The organism is Actinomadura sp. GTD37 (assembly GCF_041951365.1).
GTDB lineage: Bacteria > Actinomycetota > Actinomycetes > Streptosporangiales > Streptosporangiaceae > Spirillospora.
This window is the reverse complement of sequence record NZ_JBGNUS010000001.1, coordinates 2,479,169-2,501,393: the sequence shown is the minus strand read 5'-3', so window position 1 is coordinate 2,501,393 and position 22,225 is coordinate 2,479,169. Positions and strand designations below refer to the sequence as shown.

General features: G+C 74.2%; 16 protein-coding genes. 3 read left to right on the top strand and 13 right to left on the bottom strand.

Annotated features, from left to right (window positions below; genetic code table 11):
• Nucleotides 1-294: 294 nt before the first annotated feature.
• The 9 genes from ACA511_RS11980 to ACA511_RS11940 form a co-directional block, all read right to left on the bottom strand.
• The gene (locus ACA511_RS11980; protein ID WP_375024212.1) at nucleotides 295-2,823 is read right to left on the bottom strand and encodes an NACHT domain-containing protein; all 2,529 of its coding nucleotides are present in this window, start codon (nucleotides 2,821-2,823) and stop codon (nucleotides 295-297) included.
• 13 nt (nucleotides 2,824-2,836) lie between these two features.
• Nucleotides 2,837-3,508 (bottom strand): hypothetical protein, encoded by a 672-nt coding sequence (locus tag ACA511_RS11975; RefSeq protein WP_375024211.1) that lies wholly within the window; start codon nucleotides 3,506-3,508, stop codon nucleotides 2,837-2,839.
• Nucleotides 3,499-7,089: an AAA family ATPase gene (locus ACA511_RS11970; RefSeq protein WP_375024208.1), complete on the bottom strand. Its 3,591-nt coding sequence runs from the start codon at nucleotides 7,087-7,089 to the stop codon at nucleotides 3,499-3,501. Before ACA511_RS11970 ends, ACA511_RS11975 begins: the two co-directional genes overlap by 10 nt.
• Nucleotides 7,090-7,121: 32 nt before the next feature.
• A complete protein-coding gene (locus ACA511_RS11965; RefSeq protein ID WP_375024207.1) occupies nucleotides 7,122-8,030 on the bottom strand; it encodes a BTAD domain-containing putative transcriptional regulator in 909 nt (302 codons plus the stop codon).
• Between the two features lie 171 nt (nucleotides 8,031-8,201).
• The gene (locus ACA511_RS11960) at nucleotides 8,202-9,035 is read right to left on the bottom strand and encodes an ABC transporter ATP-binding protein (RefSeq protein WP_375024206.1); all 834 of its coding nucleotides are present in this window, start codon (nucleotides 9,033-9,035) and stop codon (nucleotides 8,202-8,204) included.
• Nucleotides 9,032-10,096, bottom strand: coding sequence for a FecCD family ABC transporter permease (locus tag ACA511_RS11955; RefSeq protein ID WP_375024205.1), 1,065 nt, complete (start codon nucleotides 10,094-10,096; stop codon nucleotides 9,032-9,034). Before ACA511_RS11955 ends, ACA511_RS11960 begins: the two co-directional genes overlap by 4 nt.
• Nucleotides 10,093-11,136: a FecCD family ABC transporter permease gene (locus tag ACA511_RS11950; RefSeq protein WP_375024204.1), complete on the bottom strand. Its 1,044-nt coding sequence runs from the start codon at nucleotides 11,134-11,136 to the stop codon at nucleotides 10,093-10,095. Before ACA511_RS11950 ends, ACA511_RS11955 begins: the two co-directional genes overlap by 4 nt.
• The gene (locus ACA511_RS11945) at nucleotides 11,133-12,167 is read right to left on the bottom strand and encodes an iron-siderophore ABC transporter substrate-binding protein (RefSeq protein ID WP_375024203.1); all 1,035 of its coding nucleotides are present in this window, start codon (nucleotides 12,165-12,167) and stop codon (nucleotides 11,133-11,135) included. The genes ACA511_RS11950 and ACA511_RS11945 overlap by 4 nt, the downstream gene beginning before the upstream one ends.
• 146 nt (nucleotides 12,168-12,313) lie before the next feature.
• A complete protein-coding gene (locus tag ACA511_RS11940; RefSeq protein WP_375024202.1) occupies nucleotides 12,314-13,102 on the bottom strand; it encodes a helix-turn-helix domain-containing protein in 789 nt (262 codons plus the stop codon).
• 46 nt (nucleotides 13,103-13,148) lie between these two features.
• On the opposite strand from ACA511_RS11940, the gene ACA511_RS11935 reads away from it, so the two are divergent.
• Nucleotides 13,149-13,781, top strand: coding sequence for a pyridoxamine 5'-phosphate oxidase family protein (locus ACA511_RS11935; RefSeq protein ID WP_375024201.1), 633 nt, complete (start codon nucleotides 13,149-13,151; stop codon nucleotides 13,779-13,781).
• Nucleotides 13,782-13,811: 30 nt separating this feature from the next.
• On the opposite strand, the gene ACA511_RS11930 is transcribed toward ACA511_RS11935, so the two are convergent.
• The 4 genes from ACA511_RS11930 to ACA511_RS11915 all read right to left on the bottom strand — a co-directional run bounded on the left by ACA511_RS11930 (nucleotide 13,812) and on the right by ACA511_RS11915 (nucleotide 21,082).
• Nucleotides 13,812-18,611, bottom strand: coding sequence for a caspase family protein (locus ACA511_RS11930; protein WP_375024200.1), 4,800 nt, complete (start codon nucleotides 18,609-18,611; stop codon nucleotides 13,812-13,814).
• 6 nt (nucleotides 18,612-18,617) lie between these two features.
• A complete protein-coding gene (locus tag ACA511_RS11925) occupies nucleotides 18,618-18,890 on the bottom strand; it encodes a hypothetical protein (protein ID WP_375024199.1) in 273 nt (90 codons plus the stop codon).
• A gap of 198 nt (nucleotides 18,891-19,088) precedes the next feature.
• Nucleotides 19,089-20,273, bottom strand: a complete 1,185-nt coding sequence (locus tag ACA511_RS11920) for a cytochrome P450 (RefSeq protein WP_375024198.1) — start codon at nucleotides 20,271-20,273, stop codon at nucleotides 19,089-19,091.
• Nucleotides 20,273-21,082: an SAM-dependent methyltransferase gene (locus ACA511_RS11915; protein WP_375024197.1), complete on the bottom strand. Its 810-nt coding sequence runs from the start codon at nucleotides 21,080-21,082 to the stop codon at nucleotides 20,273-20,275. The genes ACA511_RS11920 and ACA511_RS11915 overlap by 1 nt, the downstream gene beginning before the upstream one ends.
• A 120-nt stretch (nucleotides 21,083-21,202) precedes the next feature.
• On the opposite strand from ACA511_RS11915, the gene ACA511_RS11910 reads away from it, so the two are divergent.
• Complete coding sequence (locus tag ACA511_RS11910; RefSeq protein WP_375024196.1) at nucleotides 21,203-21,643, top strand: SRPBCC family protein; 441 nt, start codon at nucleotides 21,203-21,205, stop codon at nucleotides 21,641-21,643.
• Between the two features lie 40 nt (nucleotides 21,644-21,683).
• Entirely contained in the window at nucleotides 21,684-22,223 is a 540-nt protein-coding gene (locus ACA511_RS11905) for an NUDIX hydrolase (RefSeq protein WP_375024195.1), read from the top strand.
• The last annotated feature ends 2 nt before the right edge of the window (nucleotides 22,224-22,225 follow it).

Genomic DNA, 22,225 nt, shown 5'->3' with positions numbered 1-22,225 from the left:
GGTGACGCGGGTGCTGTTCGTGGGCGGCGTGGACCGGCGTCCCGCGTACCGGCAACGGCCGCTCGGGCGTGGCCGGGAAGGTGTTCCCCTCCCGGGTGGGGCCAGCCAGGAGGGGAACGGTTCCGGGTCCGCGAACCGGGTGTTCCCGGGGCGGCCCGGCCGGGCCAAGCTAACGCCCGGACGCTTCGGATCGGCTTCGCCTCCGCTTCACGCGCGGCGGCGAAGGCCGCGGCGCGTCCTGCGCGGCGGCGCGTCCCGGGCGGCGGGCGGTCATTCGGGCGGGTCAGCGGGCGGTCATTCGGGCGGGGTCAGGAAGTCCTGGAGTTCGCGGTGCCGGAACTGGTAGGTGGCTCCGCTGACGCGCAGCAGCCGGGCCTCGCACGCCCAGTCGAGGAAGATCCAGAGCCGCAGCGGGAGCAGGCCGCGCGCGGCGGCGACGAGCAGGCCGATCATGGCGCGGCACCAGGCGATCGCGCCGAAGGCGAGGCCGAAGGCGACCCCGCCGACGAGCGCGTACGCCAGCGCCGTGCCCGCGTCGCGGTTCAGCGCGAACACCAGGAAGGCGGCGACGCCGCCGGTGAGGCCGAAGGCCGTGCCGATGGCCGGGTTGCGGTGCAGGGCCTCGCGCGGGTGGGCCAGTTCCGCGTCCCGGTTCCAGCCGCCTGTGGTGATCTTGAAAACGACGCCGAGCGCGAAGGCCAGGGCGAACGCCCCCGCGACGCCCAGCGCCAGGAACACCGGGCCGGCGTGGGCGAGCCGCAGCGGCGGCAGCCCGGTGAGCGCGCCGCACAGCCCGAAGCCCAGCAGGGTGAGCGGTTCGGCGCGGACCGCCTCGGCCGCGGTCATGTGCTCGGCCCCCCGCCGCCCGGCGGCGGTCAGCCCGATGACCGCGCCGAGCACCGCGCCGCCGGCCGCCCCCGCGGCGACGGCGTAGCCGGGGCCGAAGACCCGGCCCCCGGTCAGCCCGAGCCCGGCCAGCCCGCCGAGCACCCCGGCCGGGAGGCCCGCCAGGGCGCCGAGCAGGCCGCCGATCGCCCGCCGCCCGCGCGGGACGTTCGCGCGCCCCCCGGCGGCGGACGGCCACGGCGACAGCGACAGGCCGGCGGCGATGCCCACCCAGCCGGCCATGAGCGCCAGGGTGAGGCCCTCGCCGCCGTCGAGGCCGTCGCGCAGATCGCCGGGGCCGTCGACCGCCGACCCCGTCCAGAACGCCAGCATGGCGATGACCGCGAGGACGAGGCAGGCGGCGAAGTGCAGCGCCCGGACCCGGCGCCGCCCGCCGATCGGCCACAGCAGGTGCGGGACGACGTCGATCCCGGTCAGGCCGGGCGGCCGGGCGGGCCCGGCGGCCCCCGGGCCCTGCCGGCGCAGGTGCTCGGCCAGGTGGACCAGCCATGCCCGCACCTGTTCGGGCTGGTACGGGGTGCCGTGGGCGGTGCGCGGGGTGAGCCGCGTCGCCGCCGGGACGTACGTGGCGAGCAGCCGCCGGGCGATCCGGGCCGCGGCCTCGCGAGGGTCGTCGCCCGGGTCCGCGTCCAGCAGGTCGGCGGGACGGGCGCCGGACTCCGCCGCCGTCGCGATCAGCAGCAGCCGCCACGGTGTGGCCAGCGCCATGTGGACGGCCGTCCCCGACGGCCCGGAGAGCGCGGCGCGGACGCCGTCCCGGTGGACGGCGCACGGGTGGCCGTCCGGCCAGCGGGCCCGCAGGTACACGCCGATCTGCTCCCGCGTCAGGTCGCGCAGATGGATCCGGGCGGCGTCCGCCAGGCCGGTCCGGGCCTCGAACAGCTCGGCGTGGCGGTCGGCCCGGCAGGTCACGACGACCGGGCCCGGCCGCCGCCCGGACAGGTCGCTGTACCGGTTGAGCTCGGTCAGCAGCCCGATCGCCCGGCGCGGCGGCCCGGTGGACGGCTCCGGGTCCAGCTCGTCCAGCCCGTCCACCACCGGCAGCACCCGGCGGCCGCGCACCAGCCGCAGCGCGTCCCCGGCCGCGAGCCCGTAGTCCCGCCGCAGCTGCTCGGCCAGCCACGGCTCGAACGGGCTGCCCAGCGTCCACCGGGCGGCGTTGAGGCGCACCGGCACCATCGGCAGGTCCTCGGGGCGCCCGTCGCCGGTCAGGAACGGTTCGAGCAGTTGCAGCACCAGTTCGACGGCGAGGACCGTCTTGCCCGCGCCCGACTCCCCGACGACCATCAGGCGCCGCGGGCGCAGGCCGCGGAAGAACCCGCCGATCGAGTCCAGGTCGCCGCCGGCCTCGCCGCCGGACACGGCGTCCGCGTCCGCGCCGAAGGTGACCGGCGCCATGCGGTAGCCGCCGAGCATCCCCTTGCGCGCCCGGTCCTCCTCCCGCGCCACCCGCCGGGCCAGCAGCTCGACGGCCGGGTCCAGCCCGGGAACGCCGTCGGTGCTCCCGGTTTCGGCCGCGCTCGGCACCTCGGCGAGCGGCGCCGGTTCGTCCGCCGCGTCCGCCGCAGGGGGTTCCGGCGCCCCCGCCAGGGCCGTGCGGGCCGCGCGCCAGCGTTCGAGCTCGCCGGGGATCAGCTCCGCCGGGTGGTCGCAGTAGCGGAGGCAGGCGGTGACGAACGCCTTGACGAAATCCCAGCGCGGCAGCTTGCCGGTCTGCCGCAGGACGTGCGAGACCGTGCTCTTCGGCAGCGCGTCGACCGTCGTCCCGTCCGAGGCCGCGGCCTGGCCGCCGAGGGCGCGGAGCCTGCTCAGGGACGGCTCGCCCGCCCACCGCCTGAGCCGGACCAGCGCCCGCACGAAGTCCTCCGTGCTCCCTGCCCCGGCCGGGCCGGGCGGACGGAGGTCGTCCGCGGTCATCGCCCCGTCCCCATCACTGCCCACTCGAGACCAGCGCCCATGTGAACGCGGTCCTGCCGCGCCGCGGCCACCGGCCGTCCGCGCAGACGCCCTCCAGCGTCTGGACGTGCCGCGCTTCCATCAGGTAGTTGCGCGCCTCGTCCGCCTCGACCAGGTCGCGGCCGACCGCGATGGGGACGAAGCCGTGCCGGGGGATGTAGACCCACCGGCCGCGGTCCCAGTCGTAGGGATCGAACCAGTGGTGGCGGACCGTGCCCGACACCTTCACCTCCCGGCCGGTCCGGGTCAGGACGAACGAGCCCTGCGAGCGCAGCAGGCTCATCCGGCTGACGTAGAACAGCTCCGTGCCGATGAACGCGTTGATCCGCGCGTCCCAGTGGTCGTTCAGCCAGGTGGAGGCGCCGTCCTCCAGCCGGCCCGCCGCGGCCGCGAGCTGCCGCTCGAACCTGCGCTGGTTCTTGCGCTCGGCGCGCCGGATCGCCCGGAACGAGCGCAGCCAGCGGCGCGGCAGCGTGCGGGTCGCCCCGGCGCCGTCCATGAAGTGGTCCAGGAAGTCGGCCGCGACCGGGTGGACCGTCCGGCTCTCGGCGACGATCGAGCGGAACAGCGCGGACAGCTCCGCCGCCGGCCGGCCGGTCCGCCGCCGGAAGCCGCGCAGGAAGCCGCGCAGGAGCATCACGGGCACGTCCGCCGGTAGTCCTCCTGCGGCACGTAGTTCTCCCATTCGTCGCGGGTGAGCGAGCGGCCGGCGTTGGCGCACGCCGCGGCCACCGGGTCGGCGGGCGTCCCGGCGTCCCACAGCCGGGCGGTCCCGTCGCCGGCGACCGTGGCGAGGACGCCGCCGTCCCGGCGGTAGGCGAGCGCCGTCACGCCCCGGGTGTGGCCGGTCATCGGGCCGCCGAGCGGCCGGTGGGCGCGCAGGTCCCACAGCTGCACCTCGTCCTCGGTGGAGCCGGTGGCGATGACCTGGCCGTCCGGGCTGAACGCGAGCGCGGTGATCGCGCCCGTGCGGATGACCAGGGCGAGGCCGACCGGGCGGCGGCGCGGCACGTCCCAGAGCCGGACGGTGGAGTCGGCGGCGGTGAAGGCGAGGGTCCGGCCGCCGGGCCCGAACGCCAGGTCGTTGACGAACCCGCCGCCGGCCCCGGCCCGCGGCGCGGCGAGCTGCCGGCGGGACGCGACGTCGAACAGCCGCACCCGGTTGTCGAAGCCCGCGGTCGCCAGCGTCGCGCCGTCGGGGCTGAGCGCCATCGCCGTGACGACGTCGGTGTGCCCGGGGACGCGGAGCCGCGGCCCGCTCTCCCGGCGGCGCGCCACGTCCCAGAAGGCGATGGCCCCGTCGTGCTGGACGGCGGCGAACCTGCCGTCCGCGCTGAGTTCGGCCGCGCCGCCCAGCGTCGCGTCATGGGCGATCTCCCGGCGGCTCGCGACGTCCCAGAGCCGCAGGCCGTCCGGACCGGCCGTCAGCAGCGTCCGCCCGTCCGGCAGGAAGGCGATCGTGGCGACCGGGCGGCGCGCGCCCTCGGGTTTCAGCGCGGGTCCGGCGGGACGCTGGGAGGCCACGTCCCACAGCCGGACCGCGGGGTCGTCGCCGCCGGGCGCCCCGGCGGCGAGGGTCCGCCCGTCCGGGCTCAGCGCGACGGCGCCCTGCGCGGGCATCGGGGTCCCGATCTGCTGGTGGGTGCGGGGGTCGGCGAGCCGCACCACGCCGTCCCCGCCTGCGGCGGCGAGCAGGCCCCCGTCCGGGCTGAACGCGACGCGCTCGACGGGGCTGACGTTGTCGGAGAGCGCGAACACCTGCTTCCGGGCGGCCGTGTCCCACAGGACGGTGCGGCCGCTGTCCCCGCCGGTGGCGACCCGCGTCCCGTCGGGGCTGAACGCGATCGAGTCGAAGCCGGCGCGGCGGTCCTTGAGGGCGCCCTTCTGCCGCCGCGTCGGGACGTCCCACAGCCGGGCGGTCCTGTCCCAGCTCACGGTCGCGAGGGTGGTGCCGTCCGGGCTGATGGCGACGTCGACGACGTCCTGGGTGTGGCCTTCGAAGGGGGCTCCGAGGGGACGGGACGCGGCGGTGTCCCAGAGCCGCGCGGTCCTGTCCTTGCCCGCGGTGGCCAGCGTCCTCCCGTCCCGGCTGTACGCCACCGCGTGGAGCATGGTCGAGTGCTCCAGCCCGGTGTCGGCGCGGCCCATGGGTGGCCCGTGCGGCCGGTGCGACACCGCGTCCCACTGCCGGACGACACCGCTGAAGTCCCCGGTCGCGAGGGTCTTCCCGGCCGGGTTGTAGGCGAGCGCCGACACGACCCCCTCGGCCTCCAGGGGGGCGCCGACCTCGCGGCGGGTGGCCACGTCCCAGAACCGGACGGTGCCGAGGCACGCGGTCGCCAGCGTCCGGCCGTCGGGGGCGAAGGCCACCTCCCGGACGCCGGACGCGCCCGAGCACTCGTCCCGCGGAGGCTCGATCGGGGCGCCGAGCTGCCGCCGCGACGCCGCGTCCCACAGCCGCGCGACGCGGTCGTGGCCGCCCGTCGCGATGACCGAGCCGTCGGGGCTGAACGCCAGTGCCGTGACGCCGCCCGCATGCCCGGCCAGGGTGCCCCGGCCGGTGCGGGCCGCCGCGGTCAGCACGCGGTTGCGGGCCTCGTCGGTGGGGGCGATCCGCCACGCCGCCACGGCCAGCATCGAGGACAGCGCGGCGTCGCCGGTGGCCTCGCTCTGCGCGGCGAGCTGGCGGGAGACCGCCACGCCGCGCTGCCGGCCGGCGTCGTCCGCCGCGTGGACGGCGACGCCGGCCGCGGCGAGGGCGAGGACCGACAGCGTCGCGAGCCCGGCCTGGACGAGGCGGCGGCGGCGGCCCGCCCGCCGCGCCGCCCGGGACGACGCGGCGAGGAACCCCGCGGCGGTCGGGCCGGTTGGCGGGAAGCTGACGGGGTCGCGGTCCCAGCGCGGCCGGACGTCGTCGACGGCCAGCAGCCGCGCGCCCCGGTAGAGGAAGGCGGAGTCGCGGTGGTGCTCGTCCCACTCCGCGGCGTCCTCGACGAGCGCGTCGTACACGGTCTGCGCGGTGAGGTCGGGTTCGAGCCACTGCCGGAGCGTCGGCCACGCGGTCAGGAGCGCGTCATGGGCGATCTCGACGGCGTCCTCGTGCAGGGTGAGCAGGCGCCGGTCGGCGAACGAGGACAGCAGCGCGTCGACGCGGGCCCGCTCCTGCGCCGAGTCCGCCGACGCGGCGGCGTGGGCCTCCTTCAGGGTCACCCTGCGGCGCGCCACCCGCCCGCCCGCGGTGATCACCGTCATCCGGCGGAGGAGCCTGAGCGCGGTCTTGCGGTCCGCCGGGTCCAGTCGCGCGAGGACGTCGTCGGCGGTGCGCCGCACCGAGTCGTGGACGCCGCCCGCCTCCTCGTACCCCCGGACGGTCAGCCGGCCGTCCTCCCGCCTCTCCCAGGTGTCGCTGAGGGCGTGCGACAGCAGCGGCAGGGCCCCGGCCTCGTAGCGGTCGCCTGCGTCGCGGCCGGCGCGCAGGTCCGCGAGGACGGTCTCGACCAGGGCGGGTTCGATCTCCAGGCCCGCCGCGGCGGCGGGGCCCGCGACGGCCAGCCGGAGGTCCGGCTCCGCCATGGGCTCGACGATGACCTGGCCGTCCTGGATGGCCTCGGCGAACTGGGGGTAGGCGGCGCAGCGGTCCCAGTAGTCCGCCCGCACGCCGACGATCACCGCGGCGCCGCTCGGCCGGCCGGCCATCGCGTGCAGCGCCCGGACGAACGCCTGGCGCTCGTGCTCGTCGGCCACCAGCGTGAACAGTTCCTCGAACTGGTCGACCACGAGGACGAAGCGGCCGGGCGGCGGGACGGCGCCGGCCAGCGCCCCCGGATCGTCGCGCAGCCGCTCCCGCACCCGTTCGGCGTCCCCGCCGAACGCCTTCGCCCATTCGCCGGCGAGCGCCCGTAACGGCTCCGAGGTGGGGCTGACGAGCAGCCGCGGCCACCGCGAGGATCCGTCGACCGGTAGTTCGCCCGCCGCCAGCGCGGGCATCAACCCGGCCCGTAACAGCGACGACTTGCCGACCCCGGAGGCCCCCGAGACCAGCAGGACGGAGCCGCGCTCCCGCAGCCGCGGTGCCAGGCGGTCGAGGAGGTTGCGCGTCGCCGACGCGCGTCCGAAGAACAGGCCGGCCTTCTCGGCCTCGAACGGCACGAGGCCCTGGTACGGGCACACGTCGGACGGCGGCGGGGCATGCGCTCGGCGGCGGCCGCCCACGTCGCCTTCGCCCATGGCCTACATTGTGGCCATCGCGGAGGTCTTGATCAATCGCTGCGGGCGGCCTCCTGGAGACTCGGCGTTCGCCGCGCCAGCAGATCCGCGTGGATCCGCCGGAGCGTCGGATCGGGATCGGCGCCGATCTCGGCGGCGATCCGCACCCGGACCTGCTCGTACCGCGCCAGGGCGTCGGCCTCGCGGCCCGACCGGCACAGGACGATCAGCAGCCGCGCCCACAGCGACTCGCGCAGCGGATACCGCGCGGTCAGCTCGCTCAGCTCCACCACCAGTTCGCCGTGCCGGCCGGCGGAGATGTCCAGGTCGACGCGCCGCTCCAGTGCGGCGAGGTAGCGCTCGACGAGCCAGGGCGTCTCCGACTCCCGCAGCGGGCCGGACGGCACGCCCTCCAGCGGCCGGCCGCGCCACAGGCGCAGCGCCTCCGCGAGCCGCGCGCGCTCGCCGGCGGCGTCCGGCGCGGCCGAGGCGGCGCGCAGGAGGCGGCCGAACCGCAGCGCGTCGACGCGGTCCGGATCGGCGTGCAGGACGTAGCCGGTGGGCCTGGAGCCGATCGACTCCGGGCCGAGCGCGCCGCGCAGCCGCGCGATGTAGGTCTGCACGCTGCGCCGGACGTTGCCCGGCAGCTCCTCGTCCGCCCACACCGCCGCGGCCAGGCGTTCGACCGGCACGACCTGGCCGGCCGACAGCGCCAGCGCCGCCAGCAGGGTGCGCAGCCTGCCCGCCGTCAGCGGGACCGGGCGTCCGTCCACGGACACGTCGAGCGGGCCCAGCAGCCCGATGGACAGCACCGCCCGCCGCGGCCCGTTCCACCGGTCGCCGGACGCCGGTTCCGCGCCGAGCGCCATCGTCCCGTCGCGCGTCACCATCCCGTCGCGCGTCGTCATCCCGTCGCGCGTCGTGGCCCTGCCGCGCGTCGTCGCCCTTCTTCGCGTGATCACATCGCCCCCGTGCTGCCCGTCGCCCCGTGATGCCCGATCCGGCCGGCCGGCGCCCCCGCGCGCCGGCCTCCGCCGAAGTGATCGGCGCCTACATCGAAGGCGCGTCCGAGCCGTCCCGGCAACACCTCGGACGAAAGCGAACGGAATCGGACGCCCGGCGGCGGCCGCCGTTCAGGAGGTCCGCCGCTGAGGCGGGACCCGCTCCGCGCGGACGTGGTGGCGGCCGATGGGGAGCATCAGGGGACGTCCGGAGACGGGGTCCTCGATGATGCGGCTCTCGAGCTCGAAGACCGCCCGGACGACGTCCTCGGTGAGGACGCCGGCGGGGGCGCCGGAGGCGTGGACGCGTCCGCCGGCGAGGGCGATGAGGTGGTCGGCGTAGCGGGCGGCGAGGTTGAGGTCGTGCAGGACCATCACGATGGTGGTGCCGCGCGTCCGGTTCAGGTCGGTCAGCAGGTCGAGCACCTCGATCTGGTGGCTGGCGTCGAGGAAGGTGGTGGGCTCGTCCAGCAGGAGCAGGTCGGTCTGCTGGGCCAGCGCCATGGCGATCCAGACCCGCTGGCGCTGCCCGCCGGACAGCTCGTCGACGGCGCGGTCGGCGAGGTCCGCGGTCCGCGTCGCCTCCAGCGCGGCGGCCACGGCGGCGTCGTCGGCGGCCTTCCACCGGGAGAAGACGCCCTGGTGGGGGTGGCGGCCCCGGCAGACGAGGTCGAGCACGGTGATGCCCTCCGGCGCGATCGGCGACTGGGGCAGCAGCCCGAGCGTGCGGGCCAGTTCCTTGGCGGGCGTGCGGTGGACCTCCCGGCCGTCCAGGACGACGCGGCCCGCGCGGGGCGCGAGCAGCCGGGACAGCGAGCGCAGCAGCGTCGACTTCCCGCAGGCGTTGGCGCCGACGATGGCCGTCATCCCGCCGGGCGGCACGGCCAGGTCGAGGGAGTCGATGACGGAGCGGTCGCCGTAGCCGAGGGTGAGGCGCTCCGCCGCGAGGGTGTGGGACGTGGTCACAGCGAGCCTCCGGCACGGTTGGTGCGGACGATCAGGTAGACGAGGTAGGGGGCGCCGAGGACGCCGGTGACGACGCCGACCGGGTAGCGGGTGCCGAACGCGAACTGGCCGGCGAAGTCGGCGACGAGGACCAGCAGCGCCCCGACGAGCCCCGCGGGCACGAGCAGCGAGCCGCCCGTCCCGGCGAGCCGGGCCGCGATGGGGCCGGACAGGAACGCCGCGAACGCGATCGGCCCCGCCGCCGCGGTGGCGAACGCGATCAGGCCGACGGCGGCGACGATCACCGCGATCCGGGTGCGCTCGACGCGGACGCCGAGCGCGGACGCGGTGTCGTCGCCGAGGCCCAGCGCCGACAGGTCGCGCGCGAGCAGCAGCAGGACGGGCGTGCAGACGGCGAGCGCGGCGAGGGTCGGCAGCACCTGCTCCCAGGTCGTGCCGTTGAGGCTGCCGGTCAGCCACCGCGTGGCCTCTTGCAGGTCCCACTCCCCGGCCCGGGACAGGACGTAGGAGGTGACGCTGTCGCCGATCGCGGCGGTGCCGATGCCGATCAGGATGAGGCGCGTGCCGACGACGCCGTCCCGGAACGCCAGCACGTACATCAGCAGGGCGACGGCGAGGGCGGAGGCGATCGCGAAGACCGACACCTGCGTCCCGCCGAGGGAGAACACGACGATCGCGACGGCCGCGGCGGCGCTCGCCCCGGAGCTGATGCCGATGATGTCGGGGCTGGCGAGGGGGTTGCGGAGCATCGTCTGGAACGTGACGCCGCCCAGCCCGAACGCGAACCCGGCGGCGACGGCGAGGACGGCGCGCGGCAGCCTGAGCCGCCCGACCGTGAAGGACGCCCCGGGGACCTGCTCGCCGAGGACGACGCGGAGCACGTCGCCGGGCGGGTAGAACGTCTGCCCGGCCATCAGCGTGACGGCGAACCCGGCGGCGACGAGCGCCCCGAGCGTCCCGATGATCAGGCGGCGCCGGGCGGCGCGCCCGCGGCGCCCGCGGGCGACGGCCCGGGCCGTCGCCGGCCCGGCGGCGGGGAGGGCGGGGGCGGGCGGGCTCACAGCTCACGCACCTTCTGGCGGCGGACGATGTGGATGAAGAACGGGGCGCCGATGACCGCCGTCACGATGCCCACCTCGATGTCCTCGGGCCGCGCCACCACGCGTCCGACCACGTCGGAGGCGGTGAGCAGCGACGCGCCGGCGAGGACGGACGCCGGGAGCAGCCAGCGGTGGTCGACCCCGACGAGCAGGCGGCAGGCGTGCGGGACGACGAGGCCGACGAAGGCGATCGGCCCCGCGACCGCCGTCGCCGCGCCGCACAGCACGACGGCGCCGAGGGACGCGGTGAGCCGGGTGACGGCGACGCGCTCGCCGAGCCCGGCGGCGACCTCGTCCCCGAGGGCCAGCGAGTTCAGCGCCCGCGCGGACAGCAGGCACACGGCGAACCCCGCGGCGAGGAACGGCAGGACCTGCCCGATGCGCTCGTAGGACGCGCCGCCGACGCCGCCGATCTGCCAGAGCCGGAAGCCCCCGGCGATGTCGTTGCGGGGCAGGACGACGGCGCTGACCAGGGACGCGAACGCCGCCGACGTCGCGGCGCCGGCGAGGGTGACCTTGAGCGGCGTGGGCCCGCCGCGGCCGAGCGCCCCGACGCCGTAGACGAACGCGGCGGCGGCCGCGGCCCCCGCCATCGCGACCCAGATGTACCCGGTCGGCGACGTCAGCCCGAAGTGGGCGACGGCGACGACGATCGCGAGGGACGCGCCCATGTTGACGCCCAGGATGCCGGGGTCGGCCAGCGGGTTGCGGGTCACGCCCTGCATGACGGCGCCGGACAGCGCGAGCGCCGCGCCGATCAGCGCCGCGAGCAGGGTGCGCGGGATCCGCTTGGCGACGGCCGCCTGCCCGAGGGTGTCCTCCGCGCCGCCGAGCGCGGCCCGGACGTCGGACCAGGCGACGTCCCGCGAGCCGAGCGCGACGGAGGCCGCCATGGCGGCGGCCAGCACCGCGACCGCGGCGAGCAGCCACAGCACGCGGACGCGCGCCGGACGCCGCACGAGGGCGGCGTCCGGCGCGCGGTCGGTGTGGACCGCTGTCACTTGACCTTGTCCGCTGCCGCGGCCAGCGCCTTGACGTAGTCGTCCAGCACCCACGAGATCGCCAGCGGGGTCGGGTTGGCGGCGGTGCCCGCCGGCGTCGTGCCGGACATCAGGTACATCGAGCCCCGCTCGACGGCCGGCATCTTCGACAGCAGCGGGTCCTCGCGGATCTGCTCGGCGAGCTTCCCGTCGCCGTAGCCGACGATGATGTCGACGTCGTCGAAGTCGTCGATCTGCTCGGTGCTGCGGGTGAGCGCGAACTTGTCGGTGCCCTTGGACGCCTCGGTGACGCTCTTCGGGAACGCCATCCCGAGGTCCTCGAAGAACAGCGTGCGGGTGTCGTGCGTGGTGTAGAAGCCGATCTTGCTCACGTCGCCCGGGTCGATGTGCGTCATGAACATCGCCGTCTTGCCCTTGAGCTGCGGGTACTTCGCGACGGCCGTCTTGATGCCGCCGTCGAGCCCGGTGATGAGCCGCTCCCCTTCGGCGGCGAGCCCCAGGGGCTTGGCGTTCATCCGGACGACCTCGCGCCACGGCGTCGCCCAGGGGGCGTCCGGGTAGGCCACGACGGGAGCGATCTCGCTCAGGGTGTCGTAGTCCTGCTTGGTCAGGCCGGAGTAGCCGGCCAGGATGACGTCGGGCCTGGTGTCGGCGACGGCCTCGAAGTCGACGCCGTCCGTCTCGTCGAACAGGACGGGCGTCTTGGCGCCGAGCTCCTTCAGGCGCTTCTCGACCCAGGGCAGGACGCCGTCGCCGTTGTCGTCGCCGAAGTTCGCGGCGGCCATGCCGACCGGGACGACGCCGAGCGCGAGCGGCACCTCGTGGTTGGCCCAGTTGACCGTGGCCACCCGCGTCGGCTTCGCCTTGACGGTGGTCGTCCCCAGCGCGTGCTTGATCGTCATCGGGAAGGCGCTCGCCGGGCCGCCGCCCGCGCTCGCCTCCTTGGTCTCCGTCGAGTCGCCGCAGGCCACGATGCCGCCCAGCAGGACGGCCAGCACGGCGAGGAGGCGAAGGCTGTGTGGGCGTTTCAATCCGTACTCCACTGTCAGGGTCCTGCGACGCGGCAAGAGAGTTAGGTAAGGCTTGCCTTGGTCGGAACCCTAGAGCGGATGACCGGAATGTCGCAATCACCCGTTTGGGACATCCGTTATCGAGATCGGGACACGGAAGCGCCGGGTCAGCCCGCCCGGAACGCGCCGGGCGTCAGCCCGGTCGTCCGCCGGAAGGCCGCGCCGAACGCGCTCGCCGACCGGTAACCGACCTCCTCGGCCACGACGTCGATCTCCCAGCCCCGGCCGAGCAGCGCGACCGCGTGCTGGGCGCGCACCGCGGCGACCCACCGCGCGAAACTGGTCCCGGTCTCGGCGTTGAACGCGCGGGTGATCGTCCGCGCGCTGACGCCGAGCCGGGACGCCCAGTCGGCCAGCGTCCGCCGGTCGCCCGGATCGGCGCGCACCGCGTCGGCGATCGGCCGCAGCAGGTCGGAAGCGGGCATCCGCAGCAGCAGTTCGCGCGGGGACGGGACGAGCACGTCGAGCACCATGGCCTCGGTCAGCGTCCGCGAACCGGCCGGGAGCGCGGCGCCCGCGAGCCGCTTCAGCAGCAGCCGGAGCAGCGGGGTGATCTCGACGCCGACGGGCGTGCCGGAGATCGACGGCACCGCGCCGAAGCCGAAGAAGCCGGCGCGGCACCAGGTGCCGGCGGTCGCCGAGCCCGAGTGCAGCGTGCCCGCCGGCATCCACAGCCCGAGCGCCGGGGTGACCGTCCAGACCCGCGGCCCCACCACGGCGGTGGACGCGCCCCGCTCGTTCCAGAGCAGTTCGTGGAAGGGGTGCGAATGCTCGTTCCACGTCGTGTCGCGGGCGAACTCCTCGCTCCAGCCCATGATCGCGTGCGGCATCTCGACCGGCCCGGCCGCGAGGGCGGGCAGCGTGCGCGTCTCCCCCGCGAGCCGCGATTCCGTCACGAGCCTCGATCCCCCCTTGAAGTTAGGCTTACCTTATATTCGGACGATGCATCCTTCTGAGATCCGTGCGGTGCGGACCGAGGCCGAGCTCCGGGAGATCGTCCAGGAGCCGTCGCAGATCATCTGGGACAAGGACATCGCCCGGATCGACGCGCACGCGCGCACGCTCATCGCGCACTCGCCGCTCGTCCTGCTGGCGACCTCCAACCCGGACGGGACCTGCGACGTCTCCCCCAAGGGAGATCCCGCCGGGTCGGTGCTCGTGCTGGACGACCACCGGCTGGCGATCGCCGACCGGCCCGGCAACCACCGGGTCGACAGCTTCCGCAACGTGCTGCGCAACCCCGGCGTCGGCCTGCTGTTCATCGTGCCGGGCATGAACGAGACGCTCCGGGTGAACGGCCGCGCGACGCTCGTGTCGGACGCGCCGTTCTTCGACGACCTCGCGGTCAAGGGCAGGCGCCCGCGCCTCGCCCTCCTCGTCGACGTCGAGGAGCTGTACATGCACTGCGCCAAGGCGTTCCTGCGCTCGTCGCTCTGGCGGCCCGACACCTGGCCGGACCGCGCGTCCCTGCCCACGCTCGGCCGGATCGTCAAGGACCAGATCGGCATCAAGGACTTCTCCGCGGAGCAGATCGACGAGGACCTCGACCGGGACGCCGCAACGAACCGCTACTGACCCCCGGTCGGCCGCCGACAGCCTCCATCCTCAGCCGGGGCGCTCCAACACCTCGGGCAGATCCGCGATATCGGGGACGTCGAACCCGAGGGCGCGCAACCGGTCCGCGGCGGAGGCGACGGAAATACCGGCCTGCACGGCGCCCGCCACCAGGTTCCAGAGCGGCACCGGAGCCTCCTGGTCAAGCCACCAGCCACAGTCGTCGTATTGCCGCATGTAGAGCATCTCGGGTGGAGGAAGGATGGCGAGTTCACGGCTCATCAGGGTGAGATCGATGGAGTCGAAACCTTCATCCGGTAGCGGCGGAATGGTGAACCCGAATTCCTCAAGGCGCCGGGCCACCTCTTCCGGACGGCGGCCGCATCGCCCGGCACCCGTCAGAATGTGCCCCAGCGGTACGACACCGCCGACCGGCCATGGCCAGTTTCCGGTCATGTCCCTGCTGGTCAGCAGCCTGTCCCCAGGTTGCGGGGCACCGAGCCGGGTGAGCCCGGACGGGACGAGGAAACCGAACTGCGACAGGCGCCGTGCGGCCTGGCCGATCGAGCATCCGAGTTTCTCCGCGGCCGTGACGACGTGCCCGGCCGCGACGGGAACGAGGACATCGTCATCGTCCCACTGGCGCAGGGCGAACCCACTCCGCTGCAAGTATCTGGTGAGCAGCAGATCGTCGCCCGGCTGGACGTCCCCGGCGTCGAGGATCGCCTGCGGAAGGTCGAAACCGAGGTCCGCCAGTCTGCGGGCCACATCACCCACCGGGCGCCCGCACTCGATCGCGGCATTGACGACGTGGCGGGAACGGACCCATCCCCGCATGCCCAGCCATGGAGCCTGGCCATCGAAGTTCAGGCTGAGGATTCCCAGATCGCCGGCGTTCCCGCCGGCGAATGCCCCGGGCAGGCGGAAGCCCAGTTCGCCAAGACGGCGCGCGATCTCCTCAACGCCCTTTCCCAGCCGTTCGGAGGCGAAGAGAAGGTGTCCCAGAGGGACGGTCGCCGCTCCGGGGACCATCGGCGGAAGGCCGTTCAAATGCAGACTGAGCAGCCTTCGATCGTCCGGACCGAGCCGACCCTGCACGGGCAGCGGCTCGGGAACCGTGAAGCCGAAGCCCGCCAGGCGATCGGCCACGCGGACGGCGTCGCGGCCGAGTTGTGCCGCCGCCGACATGATGTGGCCCGCCGGGACCGGTACCGGATCACCCTCCTCGTCGAGCGGTCTCAACCAGGGCGGGTTGCCGTCGAGATCCTGGCTGAGCAGGATGCGGTCGGCCGGCTCGGCGATGCCGGCGTCCAGGAGGACGCGCGGCACGGTGAATCCGAGGGCGACGAGCCGCTTGGCCACTCTGGAGATCGGCCGGCCGGTCTGCGCCGCGCCCGCCACGATGTGTCCCGTGTCGACTTCTGCCGCGGCTCCCGCCGAATCGCGCTCGGCCAGCCATGGCCCGACGCCGTCGAGGTCCCGGCTGATGATCAGGATGTCCGCCGGCTCCGCCTCGCCCAGGGTGAGCAGCCCCTGCGGGAGTTCGTATCCCAACTGGGCGAGCCGGTTCGCCACCTCGCCGAGGGAATACCCGGTTCTCGTCGCGGCCTCCACAACCTGGCGGACGGGGACGGGTTCGGAGACGTCCACCCAGCAGTGCTTGCGGCCGGTGCGCATCGCGTACGGTTTCTCCGGATTGCCGTCGAGAATTATCCCGTCGGAGGGCCTCGCTCGATGGTCGGAAGCAGAAGCCCCTGGAGCGCATGACCTCGCCAACCCGTCCATGCGCCATCGCATCAAATGGTCGGTCAGCGGCTCGGCCCCACGGCGTTCCCGACGTTCCTTCAGGCTCCGTATGTAGTACTCCGGTTTCCGATACGAGTCAGCGGGCTGGAGCAGCAGCCGATCGGAAGCCAGCAGACCGAGGCGGGTGAAGTCGAGGCTCCGGCCGTTGAGCTGGAACGAGCGCCCGGCATCCAGCGCCGTCTGGAAGATGAGATCCGCGACGATCGGCTGCTGCTCGGCGAACTCGCAGAGCCAGTCGAACGTCGGCAGCGGGATCTCGGGTGATTCGAAAGCGTCCACGGCGCCTGAGAGCACACGCGTGAGGATCTTCCGGTTCTTGGGGGTATCGAGCACGTCCTTGCGGTCGACCGACAGTTCGGGGACGTTCTCCCCAGTCAGATTGACGATGACCCCGAAACAGGATTCGTTGGTCTTCAGTCCGTCGACCAGGACGGTCCCCTCGCCATCCCACCACCAGACCGGCGAACCGGGGCGGGGATAAAGGGCGACCAGCGGGTTCTCTTTCATCTCGTACGGCCGCCACGTCTCGAAGAAGGCACCGTCTCTGGCCTCGACGTGGAACTCCGAGTACTCCAGTACGTTCCGCAGTGATTGTGTACAGGAGACGGGCTTCTTATCGCCCACGGAGCGCAGGTGGAGCCGCAGTACCGTGCCCGTGTCCGTCCCGGGGCCCAGGGGTTCGATGTGGAAGAGCGTGCCCGGTCCGGCGATCGAGACCTTGAGCCGCTCCCCGGGCCTGCCGTCGCGGCCGAGGCGGCAGGTGGTCACCGTGATGTCGTCGGCGAGCATGAAGTAGCTGAGCACGCCGATGCCGAACTGGCTGTTCGGGTAGAGCTTCACCGGCGGGTCGAGCGATTCCCACTCGGCCTGCTCTTCAAGGAATTCGGGCAGTTCGGCGAACCGGGCGCCGGCCTGCGCGAAGACGTCGCGCAGTTCCCGGACGCCCATTCCGATGCCGTTGTCCTCGCAGTCGATGTAGGGGCGGCCCTGGTCGTCGATGCCCTGGGTGAAGCGGATCCTGCCCTCCCATTCGGGCACCGGCGTTCCCGTGGCGCGCAGGTACTCGGTGCGGGCGCGCCGGAAACGGCAGGCGTCGAGGGCGTTCTGGTAGATCTCGCGGATGGCGAGGTCGGCGTCCCCGTAAAGGTTCTCGCCCATGAGCAGTTCCTGGACGCGGGCCTCGTTCAATTCGAACCGGATCCCCGCCGAGGTGTACGCCGGTCCCCGTTCGGTCTCCGCGGCCCGCACCTGGCTCGGGTCCGCGTACCGGGGGAGCCCTTTCAGCCCCGCGAGGGACGGGTCGTCCGCGTTGCCGAGGTCGGCGAGCAGGCGGTCGAGGGCGCCGACGTGCTCGCGCAGCGCCACCTCCACCGCGGGGTGCGAGCAGGCGGCGCGCAGGGCGCGGCCGGAGCCCCGCGGCTCCCAGCGCGCCTCGCCCACGGACCGCAGCACGTCCTCCGGAACGACGGACTTGGGGATGCCGACATGCTCCACGAGCACGGTGGGCAGCCCGGTCGTCTCGATCGCCATGCGGTGCGCGACCACGAGCAGGTAGGCCACCAGCCGCTCCCGCAGCCCCTGCTCCCCGAGCAGCCCGGGGGCCACCGTGAGCGACGAGGAGAGGCCGTGCGGACGGTCGGTGCGGGCGATGAAGCCCGGGTCGGCGTACAGGAGCCGGACCATCTCGCTGAGCCGCCCGGCGCTCAGCACCTCCCCGGCGAGCGGACTCGCCGGGGCCCATCCCGCCAGCGACTCGACGACCGCGCGCTCGCCGAACATCTCCGCGCTGCCGGTGACGCAGCGGTGCAGGAGCCACCAGCCGATCTGCCCCGCGACCTCGCGGTCGCCCGCGGCGCCCGCCGCCGCGGCGCGGCGCAGCAGCCGGGGACGGCCGCGGGCGAAGGACTCGAATCGCTCGCGTCCGGGCGACGGCGCGGTGGCGGGAGAGAGGTCGAACGGGTCCACGGCGCTGGCGTCGGCGACGGCCCGCGACCAGTGGACGTGATGGACGAAGGGCAGCGCGACGAGCAGCGCCGCCTCCGCGGGCGTGAGGCTGAGGTCGCCGAGGATCGAACCGACGATGAGGCTCATCTGGTCGCACATGCGCAGCGCGAACCGTCCGTCGTGCCAGGGGTCGGACGCGAGATCCGCCTCCGTCGTCACGTGCGCGTCGGCGAGGTGGCGGACGAGGGACGTCACGTCGTCCTTGAGGGACTCGATCCCGTGGACGTCGGCGGCCTTCTCCCACGCGACGTGCTTGGCCGCGGCCGCGACCCAGTCGTCGGCCTCCCGGTCGACGACCGAGCCGGGCAGGACCACGAACCCGTCGCCGTCGAACTCCCCGGCCACTCGCGTCTGCTGGGGGGCGAGGGGGCGCTCCGCCGTCAGCGCGGCCATGTGCTCCGCGATGGCGCCCGCGAAGACCGCCAGCGTCGCCTGCGCGGCGCACCCGCTGATCGTGCGCTCCACGGCGGCGGCGAAGAGGCTGAACGATCGGCCGTCCGGCGCGTCCCGGACGAACTGCGAGACCTGTCCGGGCGTGCAGGGGAAGATCCACGCGACGTTCCGCCGCGCCGACCGGACGATCTTGTCGTGCGACCACCGGGTGCGCGCGCCGATCGACTTGGTGTTCTCCTGGAAGCCCTCCCGGCACGCGTCGACGAGGAAGACGATGCCGCCCGCCCGGCTCGACTCGATCGCCGACCGCCACGTGTTCAGCGGGACGGCCACGTCGGCGAGCGGCAGCCAGCTCGTGTCGGCGTCGCTGGGCAGCAGGTAGTCGACGCCTTCTCCGTGCGCGCCGTGCCCGCTGAGGTAGACCAGCAGCGTGTCGTTCGGCTCGGCGGTGATCAGGAAGCGGCTGACCTCGCTGCGGATCCGCGTCTGCCCCAGTCGGCCGCTGTCGTCCGGGATCTCGGTGGCGTAGCCCCGCGCCTCCAGCGCGGTGGCCACGTTGACGAGATCGTCAGGGACGAACGGCAAGGGCGGGAGCTTGGGATCCTGGTACTCGGCGACGCCGAGGAGCAGCGCCCGGAAACGTCCCACGGGCCCTCACTCGCCGAAGACGAGGATGATGTTCGCCTTGGTGCCGACCTTCGCCGTGCCGATGATCTGGATGCCGCCCTCGGCGGAGACCTCCACCCCGATCTGGGCCTCCTTGAGCCGGAAGCCGTCGGTGCTCATGGCCAGATCGCCCAGCAGGCCGCGCAGCGAATCGGCGGTTCGGCGCAGATTCTCTTTGAGGACGTCCAGCGGTATATGGCGGAGCCGTGCCTCGCCGTCCGAACCGGAGAAGAGCCCCATCGTGTCGCCGTCCTCGCTCACCGAAACGATGAGGGGAAGGGTGTCGCCTTCCCTTCCCGGCGGAATCTCCTGAACCGCGTCCTGACCCACCGTGGATTCTCCCGCCCGTGATCGAGTGAACCGGCACATTCAGCCCAAGATGCTAACGCGTGCCCGCCTTCCGGTGACCGTTTATGTCCAGGATGGGAAACGGTAAAAATCCTCTTCGGCCGTGCGCGCTCAGACGCGGACGGGCAGGGCCTTCAGGCCGCGGACGATGGACCCGGTGCGGTGGTGGCGCAGGTCGGCGGGCGGGACGGCGAGGGCCAGGCCGGGGAACCGGTCGAGCAGCCCGCCGATGGCGATCTGGCCCTCCAGGCGGGCGAGGGGGGCGCCGAGGCAGAAGTGCAGGCCGTGGCCGAAGGCGACGTGCCGCCTCGGGGCGCGGGTCACGTCCAGCCGGTCGGGGGCCTCGAACGCGGCGGGGTCGCGGTCCGCGGCGCCGAGGGAGACGTGCACCCAGGACCCCTTGGGGACGGGCGTCCCGGCGATCTCCATGTCCTCCAGGGCGATGCGCTGGCTCGCCCGCTCCACCGGGCCGTCGTAGCGCAGCAGCTCCTCGATCGCGGACGGCAGCAGCTCGGGCCGCGCCCGCAGGAGGGCGAGCTGGTCGGGCGCCCGGAGCAGGGCCAGCACGCCGTTGCCGATGAGGTTGACCGTCGTCTCGTGCCCGGCGATGAGCAGCAGGGCAATGCCGTTGAGCAGTTCGGCCCCGGTCAGCGCCGCGTCGCCGTCGCGGGCGGTGATCAGGGCGCTGACGAGGTCGTCCGCCGGGGCGGCCCGGCGCTCGGCGATGACCTCGGTGAGGTAGCCGGTGAACGCCTGGGCGGCCTCGCGGCGGCGGGCGCGGGCCTGCGCGGTCAGCGCCGGGACGGTCAGCACGGCCGTCCACTCGCGGAACCGGGCCCGGTCGGACGCCGGGACGCCGAGCAGCTCGCAGATGACCTGGATCGGCAGCGGGACGGCGAGCGCCTCGATCAGGTCGGCCCCGCCGCGCGCCGCGATGCCGTCCAGCAGCGCGTCGGCGATCTCCTGGACGCGGGGCCGCAGCTTCTCGACCCGCCCGGCGGTGAACGCCTTGGCCATCAGCCCGCGCAGCCGGGTGTGGCCGGGCGGGTCCATGGCGAGCATCGTGCCGCCGAAGAACTGCTCCGCGTCGACGGGCAGGGCGCTGTGCGCGGCGTCCTTGGACAGGCGCGGGTCGTTCAGCGCCGCGCGGCCGTGCTCGTGGTCCACGACGAGGAAGGCGGTGGCGCCGCGCGGGAAGTCGATCGGGTGGACGGGCCCGGACGCCCGCAGCTCGGCGTACGCGGTGTAGGGGTCCTCGCTGAACTCCCGGCTGAACAGCAGCTCCAGCGGCAGCATCAGACGACCCGTCCCACGCCGGCGAGGAAGCCGGGCGGGGACATGTCCGACTGGAGCGGTTCGGCGTCCGCGCGCCAGTCGGCCACCTGGACGAGGCCGGGCCCGACCAGTTCGGTGCCCTCGAAGAACGCCATGACCTCGTCGACGCCGCGCGGGATGAGGTCGCCCGCGCCCGTCCTGCCGTAGGCGGACCGCACCTGGTCCTCGACGTCCCGGCTGATCGCGCCCCGGTAGCCGTGCGAGACGGCCAGGTAGCTGCCGGGCGCCAGGCGGGCGCGCAGCCCCGCCACGATCCGCGCCGGACGGTCCTCGTCCGGGATGAAGTGCAGGATGGCCAGCAGCAGGAGGCCCACCGGCTGGTCGAAGTCGATCCGGGACTTGACCTCGGGGTGCCCGAGGACGGCCTCCGGCTCGCGCAGGTCGGCCTGGACGACCGTGGTCAGCGGGTTGTCGGCCAGCAGCGCGCGGGCGTGCGTGAGGACGATCGGGTCGTTGTCGACGTAGATGACGCGGGAGCCGGGGGCGGCGCGCTGGGCCACCTCGTGCACGTTCTCCTGCGTCGGCAGCCCGGAGCCGATGTCGAGGAACTGCCGGACGCCGCGTCCGGCCATCATCGTCACGGCCCGCGACAGCAGGCGGCGGTTGGCGCGGGTGAACTCCAGGACGTTCGGCATCGCCGCCACCACCTGGTCGGCGGCCCGGCGGTCGGCGGCGAAGTTGTCCTTGCCGCCGAGGTAGTAGTCGTACATCCGCGCAACGCTGGGGATCTCGGGATCGATCACCCACTCCGGATGATGCTCACCGCTCACGGGACGGACCTCCCTGCCGGGTACAGACCGGACGATTGTAGGGCGGCCGGCCGGACGATTTCCGATCATTGGCATGGCGCGGCCCGCGCGGGCGCCCGGCACGGTGGGAGGATGAGCGGCATGGGACAAGTCGTGGCCACCGCAGAGAAGACGCTCAACGCCAACCCGGACCAGGTGCTCGCCGCCCTCGGCGACTACACCGGTGTGCGCTCCCGCATGCTGACCGAGCACTTCAGCGAGTACGAGGTGCGCGAGGGCGGCCAGGGCGAGGGCACGCTGGTGCACTGGAAGCTGGCAGCGACCAGCAAGCGGGTGCGCGACTGCCTGTTCACCGTGAGCGCCGAGGGCGCGGACCGGCTCGTCGAGCGGGACGCCAACTCCTCCATGGTCACCACCTGGGCGGTCTCCCCCGCCGCCGGCGGCTCGCGCGTCCAGGTGACGACCACCTGGGACGGGGCGGGCGGCATCGGAGGCTTCTTCGAGCGGATCTTCGCCCCCAAGGGGCTGCGGGCCATCTACGACGAGCAACTGGCCAAGCTGAGCACCGAACTCGGCACGTGAACGGCGGGCACATAGACGGCGGGCGCGTGAAGGCGGGCACGTGAGCGGCACCCCGTCCGGCATCGCGGACGAGCCGGTGCCCGACGGCGGCTACCGGCGGCGCACCGCCCGGATCCTGCTGGTGGACGACGCCGACCGCGTCCTGCTGTTCCGCTGGCCGAGGGTCGCCGGCGAGCCCGGGGCGGGCCACTGCTGGATCACTCCGGGCGGCGGCGTCGAGCAGGGCGAGTCCCTGCGGGCGGCCGCGGCCCGGGAGCTGCGCGAGGAGACCGGCCTGATCGTCTCCCCCGCCGCCCTCGGCCCGCGGGTCGCCCTGTGCTCCGGCCACGCCGACCTCGCCTGGGCCAGCGGCGTGTTCCGGGACGACTTCTTCCTGCACCGCACGGCCGCGCACGACGTCGACACCACCGGCTGCACCGCGTTCGAGCGCGAGCACATCACCGAGCACCGCTGGTGGACGCTCGACGAGCTGGCGGACGCGCGGGAGCCCGTCTACCCGCTGATGCTCGCGGAACTCCTCGCCGACCTGCTCGCCGGACGCACTCCCGCCGAACCCGTCCGCCTCCCCTGGCGCCACTGACG

Coding starts and splice junctions, on each gene's coding strand:
- ACA511_RS11980 (WP_375024212.1), bottom strand. CDS start 2,823: ATGACCGCGGACGACCTCCGTCCGCCCGGCCCGGCCGGGGCAGGGAGC.
- ACA511_RS11970 (WP_375024208.1), bottom strand. CDS start 7,089: ATGGGCGAAGGCGACGTGGGCGGCCGCCGCCGAGCGCATGCCCCGCCG.
- ACA511_RS11935 (WP_375024201.1), top strand. CDS start 13,149: ATGCATCCTTCTGAGATCCGTGCGGTGCGGACCGAGGCCGAGCTCCGG.
- ACA511_RS11920 (WP_375024198.1), bottom strand. CDS start 20,273: ATGCTGCCGCTGGAGCTGCTGTTCAGCCGGGAGTTCAGCGAGGACCCC.
- ACA511_RS11910 (WP_375024196.1), top strand. CDS start 21,203: ATGGGACAAGTCGTGGCCACCGCAGAGAAGACGCTCAACGCCAACCCG.